The following is a 17,526-nucleotide window of genomic DNA, read 5'->3' as shown; positions in this document are numbered from 1 at the left end:
CTGTTATGTATACTTATCCAGATATCTAATTGAATTATAATTATCAAAAGAATAAAAAATTGCTGAAGCGATTTTCTTCAGTGAGCTTTTTTGTGCATATTTCTTATTTTTCTATTATATCTCGAACTAAATTTCCCTACAATTTAAATTTTAGCTTATTCCTCATCTAAATATGGAACAATAATACTAAAAGTAGTTCCAATACCAAGCTTACTCTCTATCTCAATTCTTCCATTATGCTCATTAATAATTTCATAGCATGCGCTAAGACCAAGACCAGTACCTGTTTTTTTTGTAGTGAAGAAAGGTGTTCCTACCTTTTTAAGAGTATCTTCACTCATACCTTTACCATTATCCTCTATTTTTATATATACTTCCTTGGATTGTTCATTTAGCCCTGTACTAATAAATAATTTTGGAGCTGATACATGTTCTAAAGCCTCAACTGCATTTTTGCAAATATTTAGTATTACTTGTTTTATTTGAGTTTCATCACATAATATATATCTCTCGTCATAATCTAATTTCAAAGTCAGTTGCACTTTACTCATTAATGATGATGTCTCTATAGTACTTTTCATTGATGAAATTAAATCATAAAATGCTACTTCTTCTAATTCAGTTTCTCTTGGTTTGGATAAATTTAAAAAATCGCTGATAATTCTATTTACTTCATCTGTATCTGAATTTATCTTATTGGCAAACCCTTTGATTCTGTCATTATCAGTATATAGTTGTATTAATTGGCTATTTCCTTTTATAGTGGTTAAAAAATTTCTTGTTTCATGAACAATGGTAGCTCCCATCTGCCCAAGCAACGCCAATTTTTCTTGATTTATTAATTTTATTTGATTCTCTTTTATCTTAGATACATCTTGTACAACTATCATTAGTCCAATACTCTCGTTATAGATATTCTTTATTACAGATGTACTTATCTGTATATTTTTTCTATTCACTCTTGGAGTCACTATAACGCAGTCAATTTTATCATCTCTAAAATTAGGTGGAGAAAATATATTGTGAACTTCATTACTATTTAATTTAAGAAGTTTATTCAGCTCATATATGTTCATTCTATTTATTTCTTCATAATTTACTTCCACTAAATCTGCAAAATAATTATTGCATGCAATTATTTCACCATTATAATCTACTATGATTGTAGGTACAGATATAGAATTTAATATAGTTTGGGCTTGTAAATTCAAATTTTTAATTTGTTGTTCTTGTTTAATATCATTTGTAACAACAAGAACTCCGCCCTTAATCTTATGAGCATTAATCAAAACTTTTATTTCTTTATTATGTGAATCTAAATAAGTTCTAATGATATTCTTAGTATTTTCTTCATCATTATAGACTCGGTATGGTAAGGATTTTTCATGATTGTTTCCTACCTTTCGTAAAACCTTTGATATTTCTTCATCATCTAAACCTAATATATTTTCCTTTGAATATTTGAATAACTCTTCAAATTTGTTATTAACAAAATCTATTTTATTATTTAAATTATAAGTATGAATAGGTATAGGGATTGCATTGAGAATATCAGATAATCTTTGATTATTTTCATTTATTTTATCATAAGGATAATTAATGGAACTTTGAAACACCGCTTTGTAAAGATAAAAATAACTACATATCTTTAAAATATGACCATAAACAAACCAAAGGGAATCCGTACTTTTAAAAAGTGTAAAACATACCTCTGATGGAATCATCAAAAGTATGGATATGTAAAGAAATTTAAAATTAATCAACTGTTCTCTAACTAAATTATTTCTTAATTTATATAAAGCCAAAATTGCTATCATTATTACTAAATACTCTAAAACTATTTTAAACATCGTAATTCCATTAGTAGTATAAAATGCAGGAATATAAGCTTTGTTATTCTCTAAAACATAAGACAAAAAAGCAATAAATAATACAGTTTTAAACATGGCAATATATTTATTGCCATTCTTCCTATATGGTGCATAAGAAAACATCAATAATGAAATAACTTCTATAATTCTAGCAATCATCCAATACTTTAAAGATGTATCACTCCTAGCAATATCATTGATAACCATATACTTATAAAAATAAGTATGAATTACATCCATAACTGAAACAATCAAGTACCCAAACCCTAATATATAGTTTATACTTTCTTCTGTACTATGTTTGTTCCAAATTATTAAGAAAGTGGATGCTCCCATAAAAACACTCAATAATTCAAGGGTCTTATGAGTCAATTCTTTATACCAAAACCAAAATTCATAGAATACACCTATAGATATCATAAGGGATATAAATAATACAATTATAAATGTAATTATGATATTTATACTTATCTGTCGATTAATGTCCTTATTTACTAACTCGTTCTTACTGTTAACCATACCCATATAACCCCTTTTAGTCAGATGTAAATATCAGAAAATTCTATGTTTACCATCTCAGCTTTATCCTTTTTATCTATCCACCTATCTAAATATTGATCTGAATTTGACATTACGTTTTCATTTTCAACTTTTTTTAACGGGATTAAAATATCAAATTGTGTAAAAATTCCATATTCACTTGTAACGCTAATTGTTCCACCATGCATCTTTATCAAATCATTAGCTAGAGACAATCCAATTCCTGCACCTTCGCTTATTCTAGATAAGGATTTATCCACTTGAATAAATCTTTCGAAAATCAAACCTAGTTTATCTTTTGGAATACCAATCCCTGTATCCTTTACACTTATTTTTACTCTATCCCTAAGGTCATGTACTGACACATCTATAGTACCTCCAGGCTTGGTAAATTTTACGGCATTTGAAAGTAAACTTAATACTACTTTCTCTATTTTATCTTTATCACACCCAATCATCTTTTCTTCAACATCAGTATCAAATATAATTTGAATGTTCTTTTCTTCCATATATGATGCAACGGATTGCGTCATATCCTCAACTATTTTTACGATGTTATGGTTGTGCAAATCAAGTCCATAATAACCAGAATCTATTTTGGTTATATCCAATAAATTGTTAATAAGTCTAAGAAGTCTGTAACAGTTTTGTTTCATTACCTTAATATATTTCCTTATATCCATTATTTTTGGATTTGAGTCATCTACAACATATAATTCAATGAGTTGCAAAGAACTAAGTAATATATTTAAAGGAGTTCTCAATTCATGAGAAATATTTGAAAAAAACTCAGTTTTCAACCTATCGTACTCTAAAGTTCTTTCTAAAAGTTTCTTATTTTCTTCCGCTTTCTTTTTTTCTGTAATATCTCTCACGGTGGAAATAATATTTACCTTTTGGTTATAGGAAAATCTAACGGATATAACCTCAACATCAATTAAATCACCTTGTTTAGTAACAAATTTATACTCAATAGGACTGAGCATTATATTATTGGCTAAAAGTGAATTCAACCTTTCATCTACAACTTTCTGAAACACTTTGTCTGCAACCATGGCCAATTTCTGTCCAACTAATTCATTTGGACTATCATATCCTAGTATCTTTATATAAGAATCACTGACAAAAGAAAATGTTTTTCCGTCATGTATGCTTATCCCTATAGGTAATATATCAATTAAATTTTTATATAGTTCTCTACTTTCCTGAAGTTCAGCTTGCAACTGTTTTCTCTCAGATATATCTCTAATATTTAGAAATATAAAATTACTATCCCCAAACTTTTCATCATTACATTTTAATTCTATTTCTATTTCATTTCCTCTAGAATTTTTAATTCTATATTCACCATCTTCTATATTAAATAGATGTTTCATTTTGGTACTGAGTATATTATTTTCTTCTTCAAACAATTTATAAACTGACTTTCCCATTATCCACTCATAATCACACTCCATAATTTTAAGAAGTGATTCATTAACATAAACTATTTCATTATCCTTTTGAACCAAAATTGCACTTGGTATAAAATCAAAGCAAGTGAAGTCTAAATCTAATATTTTATTACTTCTTTCTTTATCCTTCGATTTAATATTATCAACAGTTGTCGTATCAAACATCTGATTAGCCCCTCCATGTTATAGAAAAAATCTCATATTTTACTATAATTCTTCATATTATACAAAATTCCTCTTATAGCTTCCAATTTTTACATTTATTCCATAAAACCACACATAATCTTTTATTAAACTGGTAGAACTATCAGCTTAATTTTATAATATAAAACCCTCAAAGACTTATCTATTATGTCTTTGAGGGTTTTTATGATTAGTTTTTATTCTATTTTTTACCTTTATGAAATTGTCCTGGATTCCCAAACTCAAAATCCCCATCTGCTACTATAGCAAAATGAGCCTTAGCTATTCCCAAATCAATTAAATCAAATACGTAAGTATTTTCTATACCGGCAGTAATATTGCCTTGATTATAATTAAATCTAACCTTCTGAGTGTTCTTAGCAGATGGTGCTTTCTGTACGGCCTTCATTCCTTCTGAAAACCACTGAGGAACCTCTCCAACTGCTGTGTAAAATTCTTCTACTGCTTTTGTTTTTCCATGTGCCGCTTTATATATAAGTTTTTCTTTTATAGTTTGAGTTTCTTCAACATTTCCGATTGGAATAACACAAACTAAGCTTTCATCATCTCTCAGTTTGCCAATTGGAGTTTTTTTATCGAAAGAACCACCAACCCAACAAGTTCCTAAATTCAATTTAGTTGCTTCAAGTACTAAAAGTTCACCATAATATCCTAACTTCTCACTTAGATGAGGATCTTCAGATTTTCCAATAAGGGCCAATATACTCTTAACACCTGAAAACATTCCATAACTCTTTCTTAATCCATTGAACGCTTGGCTTCCATCTTCAATTAGTTGTATTGATATATTGCCCTCTTCATTATATTTAGAGATAAGCCTTTCAATTTTTTCAATCTTATCATTTGCTATTGGTGTAGACAAATAACTTCTACGAGATTTTCTTTTTTCTATAGCTTCTAAAATATTCATTTAAACTCTCCTATATTTAGTTATAATTCTAATTAAATTAATAATAATTATGCTTTTCATTTATGTCAACAAATTTGATTTTATATATTACATCCTTTTAAAATTTTTTTATTATTTTTTAATATTATTTTAAAGAAATCTATTTCCATATTTTGCAAAATAAGTATAGTATAACTTGTGCCTTTACTTTTAAGGGGATTTTAGAATGAATAGGAAAATAACAAAAAAAGCTTGAGTTTCCTCAAGCTTTTTTGTTTAGACTTTTGCAAGCTGTATATTAATTATCAATCCTCTAGAACTAATAGTTCTTCATTCTCATTTTCTTCTTCATCTTTATTTAGATGTTTTAAATCTTTCCATAACCAAATTCCAGTTAACACTGCGGCCGAAAAATCAGCTAAAGGTCCTGCATAAAGAACTCCATCCAATCCAAACATTCTCGAAAGTATTAAGATTGCAGGTATAAGTATAAGAACCTGTCTAGATAGGGTTAAAAACATAGCAGGCTTCATCTTACTAACTGCCTGGAAGTAGTTGGCTCCTATAATCTGAAACCCAGTCACTGGTAAACATAAAAAGAATATAAATAATGCATGTGTTCCGAACTTAATTAATTCTTCATCTGAAGCAAATATACCAATAAATTGGTTTGGAAACAATCTAGTTAATACAAATCCAATAACTACGATAATTGTAGCTGCTGATATAGCTAATTTCAAGGTTTCTTTTATACGGTCATATTTTTTAGCTCCAAAATTGTATCCGATTATTGGTTGAGAGCCTTGGCTTACTCCAATTACTGGCATTAACATCAGAGTTTGAATACTATTAATAATTCCCATTCCTGAAATAGCTAAGTCTCCACCATATACAATAAGAGTTTTATTCAAGATAACATTTAATAAGCTATTTGATAATTGCATTGCAAAGGGTGGCGTACCTATGGTTAAGATTTTTTTTACGATTTCCGAATCTAACTTAAGGTTTTTCGATCTAAGTTTAAGAGAACTCTTTCCCATAAGAAAATATGACATTATCCAAGTACTTGACACTAATTGTGCTAAAGAAGTAGCTAAACCTGCTCCTACCATTCCCCACTTAAATATAAATATAAAAATTGGTGCTAATATTGCATTAATTAAAGCACTTATAAGCATTGTAAGCATTGCTATCTTTGGGTTTCCATCAGCACGAATAAAGTTATTCATACCAAATCCAAGTGTACCAAAAATCATTCCTACAAGAATTACCTTAACATAATCTCTTGCATAAGGTAATACAGCATCACTTGCACCAAATGCCTTAAGCAAAGGATTAAGAAATATCAATCCTAAAATTGTTAAAACTATAGAAATTACTACTAGCAGAGTAACCGCATTACCCATAATTTTTTCTGCTTCTTCTTTTTTTCCTTCACCTAAACGAATTGATACTAAGGAAGTTGCCCCAATACCAATAAGCATACCAAAAGCCATCATTATTATTTGAATAGGAAATCCAATTGTTATCCCTGCAATTCCAAGTTCATTTACACCATGACCAATTACTGCTCTGTCAATAACATTGTACATAGCATTTACAAGCATCCCTATAATAGCTGGCGCAGAAAAAGTAATAAGGAGTTTTGAAATCTTCTCTTCCCCTAATCTGTTTGTTTTATCCATACTTACACTCCTTTATGAATTATTTTATTTTCATTAAAATATCTCTTAATCCTGCAACTGAAGCTGATAATTTCATCAAATCTGCTTCGCTTAAATCTGATACCTTTTCTTTCAAAAATTCTTGCACTTTATACCTTTTGTTTTCCATGAAATCTTCTCCGACACTTGTGAGTTTAATAAAAGTGTATCTTCTATCCTTGTCATCAACGAATCTTTCTATATAGCTTTTATCTATCAATTTTTGAACAAGAGGTGTAAGATTTGCTTTGCAAATCCCCAGGTGTTTTCCAATTTCTGATATGCATATACTTCCTTTTTCCTTTACCATAAAAAGTATAGTCATATGAGTTCCTGTTAAGTCATTTTCTTTTTCCTCTTTATCAAAAGGCTTTACTAACTTAGTTTTAAGTAAAGGAAATGCCCAATATAGATTTTCAATCATTTCATCATATATCTGTTTATCCATTTATGCCTCCAAAAAGGATATTGTATAAATTTTAGTTATGTTTATATAATAGTTATATTTTCATAACTATTATAGTATATAATCTTCTATCTAAAGTGTCAACGATGTTTAATTAAATAGTTAGATTTCTAACTAAATTTTCTTATTTAGAAAAACTCTATTTTTTTTACAGTGAGTAAGAAAAAAGTTGGAGTTTTTATTTCCCCAACTTTTGCAAAAAACACTTAATTTTAGTCACATAAAGAATGATAGTATTTTTCAATTATCAAAAGTTTAAATCATATTACAAATAAACTTGATTATTTTTTCTTCTTACCATTGCCTTTAGCTTTGTGCTGATTATAATTAGTTTGTTGATTATCTGAAGTTTGCTTATTAATAGTATTATTAGTTCCTTGATCTTGCAGTTTATCATCACTAGTTGCATCTCCTGAATTATCATCTTGAAATTGCTCATTAGTTTCTTGTGTTGCTTTAGGTATACTTTGCACTTTATTTTCAGCATTAGATTTATTTATTTCTTTATCTCCATTATTACTTACACCACTCTCTCCTAAAAGATACATCGAAGCAAATAATAAAATTAAGAAGAATGGTATAATTAAAAAAATCTTTCTTATCTTAAATCTTTTCTTTACCTTTTTGACTTCTCCCTTTGAATTACTAAAAAAAACGGTCTTCTCATATTTTTCAAAAATGGATAATTTAATAACTTCTTTTTTTAGATCAGAAACAGAAGAATATCTATCTTTAATTTCAGGCTGTACACATTTCTTTATTATTTTTACAATATCTTTATTTATATTTTTATCATAATTTTCATCAAAAAATGGCTCTGCCCCACTAAACGGAACTTTACCAGTAAGCATAAAATACATAACCATTCCCATACCGTAAATGTCTGTTTGTCGGCAAGATTGTGCTAGTCCATGCTGCTCTGGTGCAGCATATCCACTTGATCCCATACATATTGTATCACTATCGCTATCTACTTTATAAATTTTTGAAATGCCAAAATCCACAAGAAAAACTTTTCCGCTTGAATTTATTATTATATTTGATGGTTTTAAATCCCTATAAATTATTGGTGGATTAAGACTATGCAAATAATCTATTATTTCACTAATTTCAAGAATAATCGTTTTAATGGTTTCTAAATCAATTTCTTGTTCATCATTTACATACTCAAATAAAGTTTTTCCTTCTACATAATCTTCCACTAAATAAACATAGCTCTTTTCATAAAATATATCAACTATCCTAGGAATTCCAGGATGATTCAGGTTCTTTAGTATATTACACTCAGATAAAATATCTATATTTATATCATCACATTTTTCTGTTTCTTTTATCGCCCACAAGTTGTCCAGACGTAAGTTTTTGCATAAATAAACCGTGCCCATACCTCCAGAACCAATTATTTTTATAACTTCATATTTATCATCTAAAATATGTCCAACTTCAAGCATTGTTACCCCCATTTACCGATGTATAAAAATTTCGCCTAGTATTATATACGTTCCTACTCTATATTTTATGGGGGTACTACTATTGTTTATTATTAATTTTTTCTATTTTTAAGATTCTCTCACTGTGATGAAACAATTAAAAAACCTTTCCACTAATCTATCTGACGCGGTAAAGAACTTTAAAACAGAGTAATTAGTAACATTCATTTTTATAATTTCTCAAGAATAAACATAAAAAATTGCTAAAGAAGTTTTCTTTAGCAATTTTTTATGTTCAAAAGTACTATATATATTCAATCAACCATTGAAGTATTCCATTTTATTACACGATTTTTCCCAATGGATTTTGCGTAAGCATTTGCTTTCTCAGCTCTATTTACAAGATCATCTAAAGTCTTTCCATCACTTGGATAATGTGCTACTCCTACTGAAATAGTTGTAGGATATATATAATTCTTAGTTTGAACTTCAACTGTTCTTCTTACTCTTTCTGCCAGCTTAAAAGTGTTTTCCTCATCTATTTCCCTGAGTATCACCACAAATTCATCACCTGACAGCCATCTAAACACCTTATCTTCACTTCTAATAGAGCTTTTTATTATAGTACTAAGATTTCTAATCATCTGGTTTCCTGCTTCATAACTTATATTATTATAACGTTTCAGGTTATCTCCATCTATAAACATTATTCCAAACCCTTTTTTACTTTCTAAATATTCTTCCATTAATTTCGATAAAAACAACTTTCCAGCTCTATGGTTTGAAATACCAGATATATCATCTATAAATGCAAGTTCGTTTGCATACTTATAAGAATGAAGTGTGTTTCTTATATTAGTTGTTAACATATGTATTATACGTTTAATTTTCTTAATAGAAACTTCTTTATTTTCTTCTAGCTTTATAGCATTGTTAAATAGCAATTCATAAAAATCTTCTACAGATTCAATCTCTTGATTATATTGCACAATGAATTTACTTAAACTCATATGTGAGTTTTCTATAGTATTCATTATATTATTCAAGCAAGTTTCCACTTTATAAGATATTCTTTCGATATCAGCGAAATTATAGTTTGGAAAAGTAATTATTATATCATTAATCCCTATTATAAAACCATATACATTCGAATATTTGGAAATTACGTTCCTAATTAACTTAAAAATATTTTCAATATATACTTCATCCTCTTCTTTTTTAGAATTAAAAATATTGAAAACTATAAATGCACCTTTTTCTCCAAATATTTTACTAACATCAGCTTCAAGAAAATCAAAGAAGTTTGGACGTACTGAAGAATAATTACCGTAAACATTGTCAAATGCCTTTATTTCCATTCAAAACCTCCTAATTATCGCTTAAGTATACCTACTAAAATTTTACTTAATTAGCTTTTTCATATAGATATCATTTCAATTACTGTAATATACTAATTAAGATATTTATAATAATTTATTATGTAGCTTACCATCATATTCCGTTTATTATATTTTGTGATTGAACATATCTTGGCATAGTCAGATAGCTTTTCATAAAATCTTCTACAGACGTAATATCATTTTTATATTCAATCATAAATTTATTTAACTGTGCTCTATTAAGACCTAAAGAATTTACATTACTTTTATACTGCATTTTGATTTCAAGTGAAATGCCATTAATCTGCTTTGAAGTATAATTTGGTAATATAACTACAAAATCATTGCTTCCAAATCTAAAACAATATGATTTTTTGTACTTTGATGAAATAGTGGTAATTGCTTTAATCAAAGCTTTAACATGCAAATCACCGAAACCTCTTCCATACTTTTCATTAACCTTACTTAAAGCAACTATATTGAAAACTATAAAACTGCCCTTTTTTTCAAATACTTCACTGACATCAGAATCTATAAAATCAAAAAAATTAGGTATTGCTGTGTAATGACTCCAATCTAGTGTCTTAAATGTTTGTGTTTCCATGTATATCCCTCACTGTTTATTATCATATGTATTTGCACCCTTACACCATCATGTTGTGCTTCCAAGACATGTAATCTTTAGCTACCTTAGTTTAAGTCCTCCTATTGTTGAAACCCATTGCCCTACTCATAACTCTTTGCATAATAATGTACGATTGGTCTTCTAACATTTAAGGGGGTTATACTTTTAATTTTTTTATTTGATACCAAAACATTTTAAGATCTTTTTGTTAAATAGATTATTTATAGGCGAAAAAAGCAAAAAAACTAGTCCTATGAATCATCATCTGTCAATTTGACAGGTGACAATTCATAGGACTAGTTTTTAACTAATATAAGTGACATGCTACAGAATGTCCACCCTCTACTTCTTTCATTTTAGGTGTGATTTCTTTGCATATTGGTTTTGCATACGGACATCTAGTATGAAATCTACATCCGGAAGGAATATCTATAGGACTTGGTATATCCCCTTCAATAATTTGTCTTTCAGCTATTTTAGCCTTTTTAGGGTCTGCTATAGGTATAGCTGAAAGTAATGCTTTTGTATATGGGTGAAGAGGATTATTATATAACTCATTACTCTCAGAAATTTCTACAAGATTTCCTAGGTACATTACTCCAATCCTATCTGATATATGTCTTACCATTGATAGATCGTGAGCTACAAAAAGATATGTTAATCCCATCTCTTTTTGTAAATCTTCAAGCATGTTTACCACTTGAGCTTGTATAGACACATCTAAAGCTGATATTGGTTCATCACACAATATGAAATCAGGCTCAGTTGATATAGCCCTCGCAATTCCTATTCTTTGACATTGCCCACCACTAAATTCATGAGGGAACTTTTCCATGTCTGTTTTCTTAAGTCCAACCATCTCAAGCAAGTGCTGAATTTTATCAATCCTGTCTTTCTTAGAAAGATTTGAATGTAATAATAGAGGCTCACTAATAAGTTCTTCTACGTTCATGTTAGGATTTAGTGATGAATACGGATCTTGAAAAATAATCTGCATTCTTCTATTATATTCTTTCATTTCTCTTCTATTAAATTTAGCAATATTAGTCCCTTCAAAAAAGATATCACCAGAAGTAATATCATATAGTCTAGTTATCGATCTACCAAGAGTAGATTTTCCACAACCTGATTCTCCAACAAGTCCGAAGGTTTCACCTTTCTTTATATCAAAAGAAACTCCATCTACAGCTTTTACAAACTTCTGTTCGCCTCCTATAAACTTATTTTTTACAGGAAAATATTTTTTCAAATCTTTTACTTCTATTAATACTTTATCTGAGTAATTCATTTACTCTCCTCCTTTACTATCCTTAATGTATATTAATATTTCTACACTGATAAAAAGCACATTGACCTGTGTGTATCACCAAACTTTTTATAATCAGGCATTGTATCAAAACATTTTGAGTTTGCAAATTCACATCTATCTGCAAATGGACAGCCTTTAGGAGGATCCAATAAGGATGGTGCTGAACCTTCTATAGGTTTAAGTCTTACTTTTTCATCCCCCTCAACCTTTGGAATAGAATTTAATAAAGCTTTTGTATAGGGATGTTTAGTTTCATAAAAGATTTCTTCTGTAGTTCCTTCTTCCATTATTAAACCACCATACATAACTGCTATTCTATTACATATATTAGCAACTACACCTAAGTCATGAGTTATAAGTATTATGGACATATCATTATCTTCTTTTAGTGACTTCAAAAGTTCTAAAATTTGCGCTTGAATAGTAACATCTAAGGCAGTGGTTGGCTCATCTGCTATTAACAACTTAGGTTTGCAGGCAAGTGCCATAGCAATAAGAACTCTTTGCCTCATTCCACCGCTAAATTCGTGTGGATACTGATTTATTCTTTTTTCTGGCATCGGTATTCCAACATCAGCTAGGATTTTCACAGCCATTTCCTTTGCATCTTTCTTGCTAAGACCTTTATGTCTAATTAATACCTCTACAATATGATCTCCGATTTTCTTCAACGGATTTAAAGCAGTCATAGGATCTTGAAAAATCATCGCCATTTCTTTGCCATTGATTTTTTTCATTTCCTTGCGGGATAATTTCAACAAATCTTTTTCCTCAAAGAAAATTTCACCAGAGTCTATCTTAGCATTTTCTTGAAGTATGTTCATAACTGATCTCATAAGTACGCTTTTTCCACTACCTGATTCACCTACGATTCCAAGAACATCTCCTGAAGCAACTTTAAAATCAACGCCTCTAACCGCTTCTATTTTCTTATCTTTATTGTAAAATGTAGTCTTTAAATTTTTCACTTTGAGAAGTGTTCCATTATTCATAATGTTATCTACTACCTCCTGCAGTCCTTGGCTCAGCAAATACCCTTAAAACATTTCCCAATTTATTAAAAGAATAAATTGTAAGTATGATTAATACCCCCGGTAAAACGGCCATATATGGTGCACTTTGTAAATTTGTTTGCGCATTCTGAAGTAAATTCCCCCAAGAAGACATTGGCTGTTGAATTCCAAGTCCTAAAAAGCTTAGGGAGGATTCTGTCATTATAGCATCAGCTATACTTGAAGTTGAGGCAATTATTATAGTGGGAAATACACTAGGAATAATATGTTTAAAAATTACATTCCTTGAGGCTTCACCGATTGAGTTTGCATAAAGTACATATTCCCTTTGCTTTATAGAAAGGGTTTCAGCACGTACCAGCCTCGCAGTTCCCATCCAAGAAAATAAACCTATTACTATAATTATGGCTTGAAGCCCAGGCTTTAAAAATATACTTACTACAGTTACAAGTATCATCCAAGGAATAGAGGATATTATATCAACAAATCTCATTAAAAGATTATCTATATACCCTCCGAAATATCCACTTATAGTTCCAACTCCAATACCAATACTCGTAGAAATAATCATTGCAAGGATTCCCACTATAAGAGATACTCTACCTCCATAAATGGTTCTTGCAAGGTAATCTCTACCTAATTCATCAGTACCAAATAAATGATTCATACTAGGAGTTTGTAATATATTTGACGTATCAGTAGCATTAGGATCTATAGGTATTAAAAATGCAAATAATGATATAACTATTATAAATACAAGAAAGGCTATTGAAAATAAAGCACTTTTATTACCTTTTAATTCATCTATGACTTTTTTTAATCTTACGCTTTTCATAAGCCTTACTCCATTTCTTTTATTCTAGGATCAACGATTGAATACAATATGTCTGACAATAAATTTCCTATTATGACCATAGAAGAAGATAACACTAAAATAGCCATAACTATCGGATAATCTAAGCCTCGAACTGCTGTAACAAAGTACGGCCCTACTCCTGGCCATCCAAAAACAGTTTCTGTAATCATTGCTCCTGTGACTAACATTGGTAGTGCCATACCTATCTTAGTAATAATTGGTAGAAGTACATTTTTACAAATATGCTTAAATAATATCTCGCTCTTGCTTGCCCCAAAAGCATTTTGCACCATGACATATCCCTCAGAAGTTTGTCCTATGGTTGAAGATCTAACATATCTAACAAGCTCTGGAGTGTAAGCAATAACTAGCACAATACATGGCATTATATAATGTAGTAAAAAGTCTGACATGGACCCTTCCATTCCTATAGTATTCATACCCAATATAGGAAGTATGGATAGCTTATATCCAAAAATAAAAATCAAAATCATTGCAAACCAAAAGGTTGGAGTTGCTATACTTATTGAGCAAAATCCGTCTATTATCTTATCTACAAGCTTATTTTTATTTGATCCAGCTATAAGTCCAAGAACTATCGCAATAACAAGGGAGATCAAGTAAGCAGGAAAGACCAAAATCATTGTTGCTGGTAGCCTAGCCGATAGGTCATTTGCGATGCTTTCATGGGTGACAATGGAATAGCCAAATTGGCCACTTAACATGCCCTTAAGCCATAAAAAATACTGCACATAGGCAGGTTTATCAAATCCATATTTTGCTTTTATTAAGTTAATTGTTTCTTGAGGCATTTTTGGAGTTGTCATAGCATCCACTGCATTGTAAGGTGCCATCTGTATCAATGCAAAACATATTATAGTAATAATTAAAAGCAGCGGAATAGCTTGTAGAATTCTTTTAAGTATGTATTTTGCCACTTATGCTCACTTCCTTAATTAATAAATTATACATGGAGAATATAAGTTTATATATTCCCCATGTATCTACATCTTTAAAACTCTTATTTAAAATAAAGTTTAGACATATCTTCAAAAGTATAAACTGGTACTAGTTTAGCATCATCTACACCTTGAAGGTTTGAACTCATAACAACAATTCTTTTGTTTTCAAGAATTGGGAAGAAGTATGCATTAGTTTGAAGTTTTTGCTGAATTTGATTGTATATATCTTTTCTCTTTGCTTCATCTGTTTCTACTCTTCCAGCATTAAATAAGTCATCAATTTGTTTATCTGCAAAATGACTGTAATTCCATTGGCTATCTGATAAAAATAATGAGTTAAAAGTATCTGGATCTATTCCCATGATATATCCACCAAGGAACATATCATAATTACTATTTTTGTCTTTCATTTGTTTACTTATAGCAGCATCTTCACCTGCAGCAAGCTCAACATCTATTCCTACTGCCTTTAGATTTTGTTGAATTATAGCAGCTTCCTTTTGGTAAGGAACATTGCTGCCTGGATATCCAAGCTTAAGTTTTAAACCAGAAACACCTGCTTTTGCTAAAAGTTCTTTTGCCTTAGCTTGATCAAACTCATATTTTTCAACATTGTCTGTATGGAATTTACTTTCATTAGGAAGGAAGGAATAAGCTTTCTTAGCATATTCTTCCGATCCAAATGAAGCGTTTATTAAATCAGTTCTATTTAGTGCATAGAAAATCGCTTGTCTAACACTTGCATCCTTAAGCTTAGGTGAATTAGAGTTAAGCACAGCATATGCAACTCTACCTTCATCATACTTATAAGGAGTTAAATTATTACCTTTTAATAAACTGTCCAAATCTCTTGATTGAACTGATAAAGCATTTATTTCTCCCTTTTGAAGAGAAAGCTTAGCAGTATTTGCATCTGGTATTACTCTAAAGATAACATTTTGTATCTTTGCTTTACCTAAGAAGTAATCATCGTTTCTAACCATCTTAACATATTGGCCAGCTTTATATTCTTCCAATTTATATGGTCCAGTTCCTACTGGTTTTGCATTCTTAGTACTATTCTCAAAATTAGTTTCACCTTCATAAATATGCTTTGGCATTATAAAGATGTTAGCTAAAAGTTCCATTCCAGGAGCGCTTACTTCTGGTAATGTGAAATCTACAGTATAGTCATCAACCTTTGTAATCTTCACGGGTTTTCCATTGAATATCAATTGGCTATATGCCCATCCAGCGTTTTTCTCTTTTAACATTTCATTGTATGTGAATACTACGTCATCAGCAGTAAACTTAACCCCATCACTCCATTTTACATCTTTTCTTAGTTTGGCAGTATAAGTTAATTTGTCTGCTGATTGAGTCATGCTTTCAGCAAGGAAATAATTAATTCCATCAACATTATACATATAAAGTGGCGAATATAATGCCTTTATTTCCATTAGTCCATAACGATCACTTGTGGTTATTACATTTACAGAGTTACCAGGATCACCATCAATACCATAGGTAAAGGTATCTGATTTAGTTGCAGTTCCTGATGCATTTGTTGTACTTTTTGTTGCTCCACCACAGCCTACTAATAAAAAAGCTGCTGTTGTTAGAGCTGTTACAAGCATTGATATTTTTTTAAATGTCATGTCTGTTCCCCCTTGTAAAAATAATTAATAAATTTAAGCTAAACACATGAAATTACTAGGTTTATATATCATTAAATTTTATAGTTTCTTATGCAGTAAAAAAGTTGTTGAAGTGCCCTTCTTCAGCGAGCTTTTTTAACGCATCTGCCTTTCCGAATGTATATGAGGAAAATCTGGCAGGCGAATAAGTTTTATTTTTTTACTGCATAGTGATAAAAAACTTCTAAAATCATTGAAATATATAGATTCACCTTAATTTAAAATTTATAGTTTCTTATGCAGTAAAAAAGACCCCGTCTCTAATTCAGAGACGAAGTCAAAGCCTCGCATTCCACTCTGATTTTTATGCAAATACACAAAATCTAATAGTATATTGGTACAAGCATACCGCACCGCTATATCGGGCGTTCCCGCTGAAGTCTACTTAAGATGTGCCAATTCAATGTTAAAACTATTTTCAAAACTCCTCTAAATTATTATAGGATGATTTGAAAATATAAGTTTTAAAATTAAGTGGTACAATCATATAATTCGATTCAGAACTCAGAGATGCACTTCCATTAAGCTTTACCCAAAACCTCTTCCACCCTAGGAGATTTTTCTCTGTTGGCTATTCTTAACTTACTCTTCTCATCATTGTTCATTTCCTATATTTCTTATATGTTTAGTACGATTTAATTCTAAACCACAATTTGCTAACTGTCAATAATTAATTTGCTTTTTATATTTATATGTTAACTTTTGAAATATAGAACTTGTCTCACTTTTATCAAAATTAATTAAGTAAATTACTTTCAAATTAAGGACTTTCCATAAATTTAAGTTACATATCGTAAAACACTTATGAAGCTCTTATATATATCAATCTATTGACTAATTAGTTTTGTACTTTACTGTATTTCCCAAAGAATTATTCAAATCATATTAAGCTACTAGGTTAACATAATATCAAAATTTTATGTAGAGTCAGGACCACCCGTCAAACGGGTGGCTTGCTTTAGCCCTATAAGGGCATATTACTGGCCGTGCTACTCGCACGCTGAACGGTTTGCCAACCGCATGCCTTCACAGGCTGCACCTAAAGGTGCTCTATTTTTTGCTTTTCTTTTCTGGCTCACCCGTAAACGGGTCGATATATTCTTTTAAACTTAATTGTTCATATGCTAAATCTTCTTGTATCTGATTTTT

13 protein-coding genes and 1 pseudogene are annotated in these 17,526 nt (G+C 30.0%); all 14 read right to left on the bottom strand.

Annotated features, from left to right (window positions below):
• Positions 1-155: 155 nt before the first annotated feature.
• Positions 156-2,390: an MASE3 domain-containing protein gene (locus tag J3477_RS00070; RefSeq protein WP_206867532.1), complete on the bottom strand. Its 2,235-nt coding sequence runs from the start codon at positions 2,388-2,390 to the stop codon at positions 156-158.
• Positions 2,391-2,410: 20 nt separating this feature from the next.
• Entirely contained in the window at positions 2,411-4,030 is a 1,620-nt protein-coding gene (locus J3477_RS00065) for a PAS domain-containing sensor histidine kinase (protein ID WP_206867531.1), read from the bottom strand.
• A gap of 220 nt (positions 4,031-4,250) precedes the next feature.
• Positions 4,251-4,979, bottom strand: coding sequence for a nitroreductase family protein (locus tag J3477_RS00060; RefSeq protein WP_206867530.1), 729 nt, complete (start codon positions 4,977-4,979; stop codon positions 4,251-4,253).
• A gap of 284 nt (positions 4,980-5,263) precedes the next feature.
• Positions 5,264-6,643 carry an MATE family efflux transporter gene (locus J3477_RS00055; RefSeq protein WP_206867529.1) on the bottom strand — a complete coding sequence of 460 codons (1,380 nt, stop codon included), beginning with the start codon at positions 6,641-6,643 and terminating at the stop codon, positions 5,264-5,266.
• A 19-nt stretch (positions 6,644-6,662) separates the two neighbouring features.
• Positions 6,663-7,109, bottom strand: a complete 447-nt coding sequence (locus J3477_RS00050) for a MarR family winged helix-turn-helix transcriptional regulator (RefSeq protein ID WP_206867528.1) — start codon at positions 7,107-7,109, stop codon at positions 6,663-6,665.
• Positions 7,110-7,408: 299 nt separating this feature from the next.
• The gene (locus J3477_RS00045) at positions 7,409-8,578 is read right to left on the bottom strand and encodes a serine/threonine-protein kinase (RefSeq protein WP_206867527.1); all 1,170 of its coding nucleotides are present in this window, start codon (positions 8,576-8,578) and stop codon (positions 7,409-7,411) included.
• A gap of 293 nt (positions 8,579-8,871) precedes the next feature.
• A complete protein-coding gene (locus tag J3477_RS00040) occupies positions 8,872-9,915 on the bottom strand; it encodes a GGDEF domain-containing protein (RefSeq protein WP_206867526.1) in 1,044 nt (347 codons plus the stop codon).
• Between the two features lie 133 nt (positions 9,916-10,048).
• Positions 10,049-10,540 carry a diguanylate cyclase domain-containing protein gene (locus J3477_RS00035; RefSeq protein WP_206867525.1) on the bottom strand — a complete coding sequence of 164 codons (492 nt, stop codon included), beginning with the start codon at positions 10,538-10,540 and terminating at the stop codon, positions 10,049-10,051.
• A gap of 328 nt (positions 10,541-10,868) precedes the next feature.
• Entirely contained in the window at positions 10,869-11,849 is a 981-nt protein-coding gene (locus tag J3477_RS00030; protein WP_206867524.1) for an ABC transporter ATP-binding protein, read from the bottom strand.
• Between the two features lie 41 nt (positions 11,850-11,890).
• Positions 11,891-12,862, bottom strand: coding sequence for an ABC transporter ATP-binding protein (locus J3477_RS00025; protein WP_206867523.1), 972 nt, complete (start codon positions 12,860-12,862; stop codon positions 11,891-11,893).
• A gap of 4 nt (positions 12,863-12,866) precedes the next feature.
• Positions 12,867-13,718, bottom strand: coding sequence for an ABC transporter permease (locus J3477_RS00020; protein ID WP_206867522.1), 852 nt, complete (start codon positions 13,716-13,718; stop codon positions 12,867-12,869).
• Between the two features lie 5 nt (positions 13,719-13,723).
• Positions 13,724-14,677 (bottom strand): ABC transporter permease, encoded by a 954-nt coding sequence (locus J3477_RS00015; RefSeq protein WP_206867521.1) that lies wholly within the window; start codon positions 14,675-14,677, stop codon positions 13,724-13,726.
• Positions 14,678-14,760: 83 nt separating this feature from the next.
• Complete coding sequence (locus tag J3477_RS00010) at positions 14,761-16,338, bottom strand: ABC transporter substrate-binding protein (RefSeq protein ID WP_206867520.1); 1,578 nt, start codon at positions 16,336-16,338, stop codon at positions 14,761-14,763.
• 1,089 nt (positions 16,339-17,427) lie between these two features.
• Positions 17,428-17,526 (bottom strand): annotated as a pseudogene (locus J3477_RS00005) (IS200/IS605 family transposase); the annotation flags it as partial.

The organism is Clostridium zeae (genome assembly GCF_017312485.1).
GTDB classification, from domain to species: domain Bacteria; phylum Bacillota; class Clostridia; order Clostridiales; family Clostridiaceae; genus Clostridium_AR; species Clostridium_AR zeae.
The sequence above is the reverse complement of the archived record's forward strand: the minus strand, read 5'-3'. Positions and strand labels throughout refer to the sequence as shown.

Bases quoted from the DNA above. Each gene is read 5' to 3' on its own strand.
- J3477_RS00055 (WP_206867529.1), bottom strand. From the start codon at position 6,643: ATGGATAAAACAAACAGATTAGGGGAAGAGAAGATTTCAAAACTCCTT.
- J3477_RS00025 (WP_206867523.1), bottom strand. From the start codon at position 12,862: ATGAATAATGGAACACTTCTCAAAGTGAAAAATTTAAAGACTACATTT.
- J3477_RS00065 (WP_206867531.1), bottom strand. From the start codon at position 4,030: ATGTTTGATACGACAACTGTTGATAATATTAAATCGAAGGATAAAGAA.
- J3477_RS00050 (WP_206867528.1), bottom strand. From the start codon at position 7,109: ATGGATAAACAGATATATGATGAAATGATTGAAAATCTATATTGGGCA.
- J3477_RS00045 (WP_206867527.1), bottom strand. From the start codon at position 8,578: ATGCTTGAAGTTGGACATATTTTAGATGATAAATATGAAGTTATAAAA.
- J3477_RS00030 (WP_206867524.1), bottom strand. From the start codon at position 11,849: ATGAATTACTCAGATAAAGTATTAATAGAAGTAAAAGATTTGAAAAAA.
- J3477_RS00035 (WP_206867525.1), bottom strand. From the start codon at position 10,540: ATGGAAACACAAACATTTAAGACACTAGATTGGAGTCATTACACAGCA.
- J3477_RS00020 (WP_206867522.1), bottom strand. From the start codon at position 13,718: ATGAAAAGCGTAAGATTAAAAAAAGTCATAGATGAATTAAAAGGTAAT.
- J3477_RS00070 (WP_206867532.1), bottom strand. From the start codon at position 2,390: ATGGTTAACAGTAAGAACGAGTTAGTAAATAAGGACATTAATCGACAG.
- J3477_RS00040 (WP_206867526.1), bottom strand. From the start codon at position 9,915: ATGGAAATAAAGGCATTTGACAATGTTTACGGTAATTATTCTTCAGTA.
- J3477_RS00060 (WP_206867530.1), bottom strand. From the start codon at position 4,979: ATGAATATTTTAGAAGCTATAGAAAAAAGAAAATCTCGTAGAAGTTAT.
- J3477_RS00010 (WP_206867520.1), bottom strand. From the start codon at position 16,338: ATGACATTTAAAAAAATATCAATGCTTGTAACAGCTCTAACAACAGCA.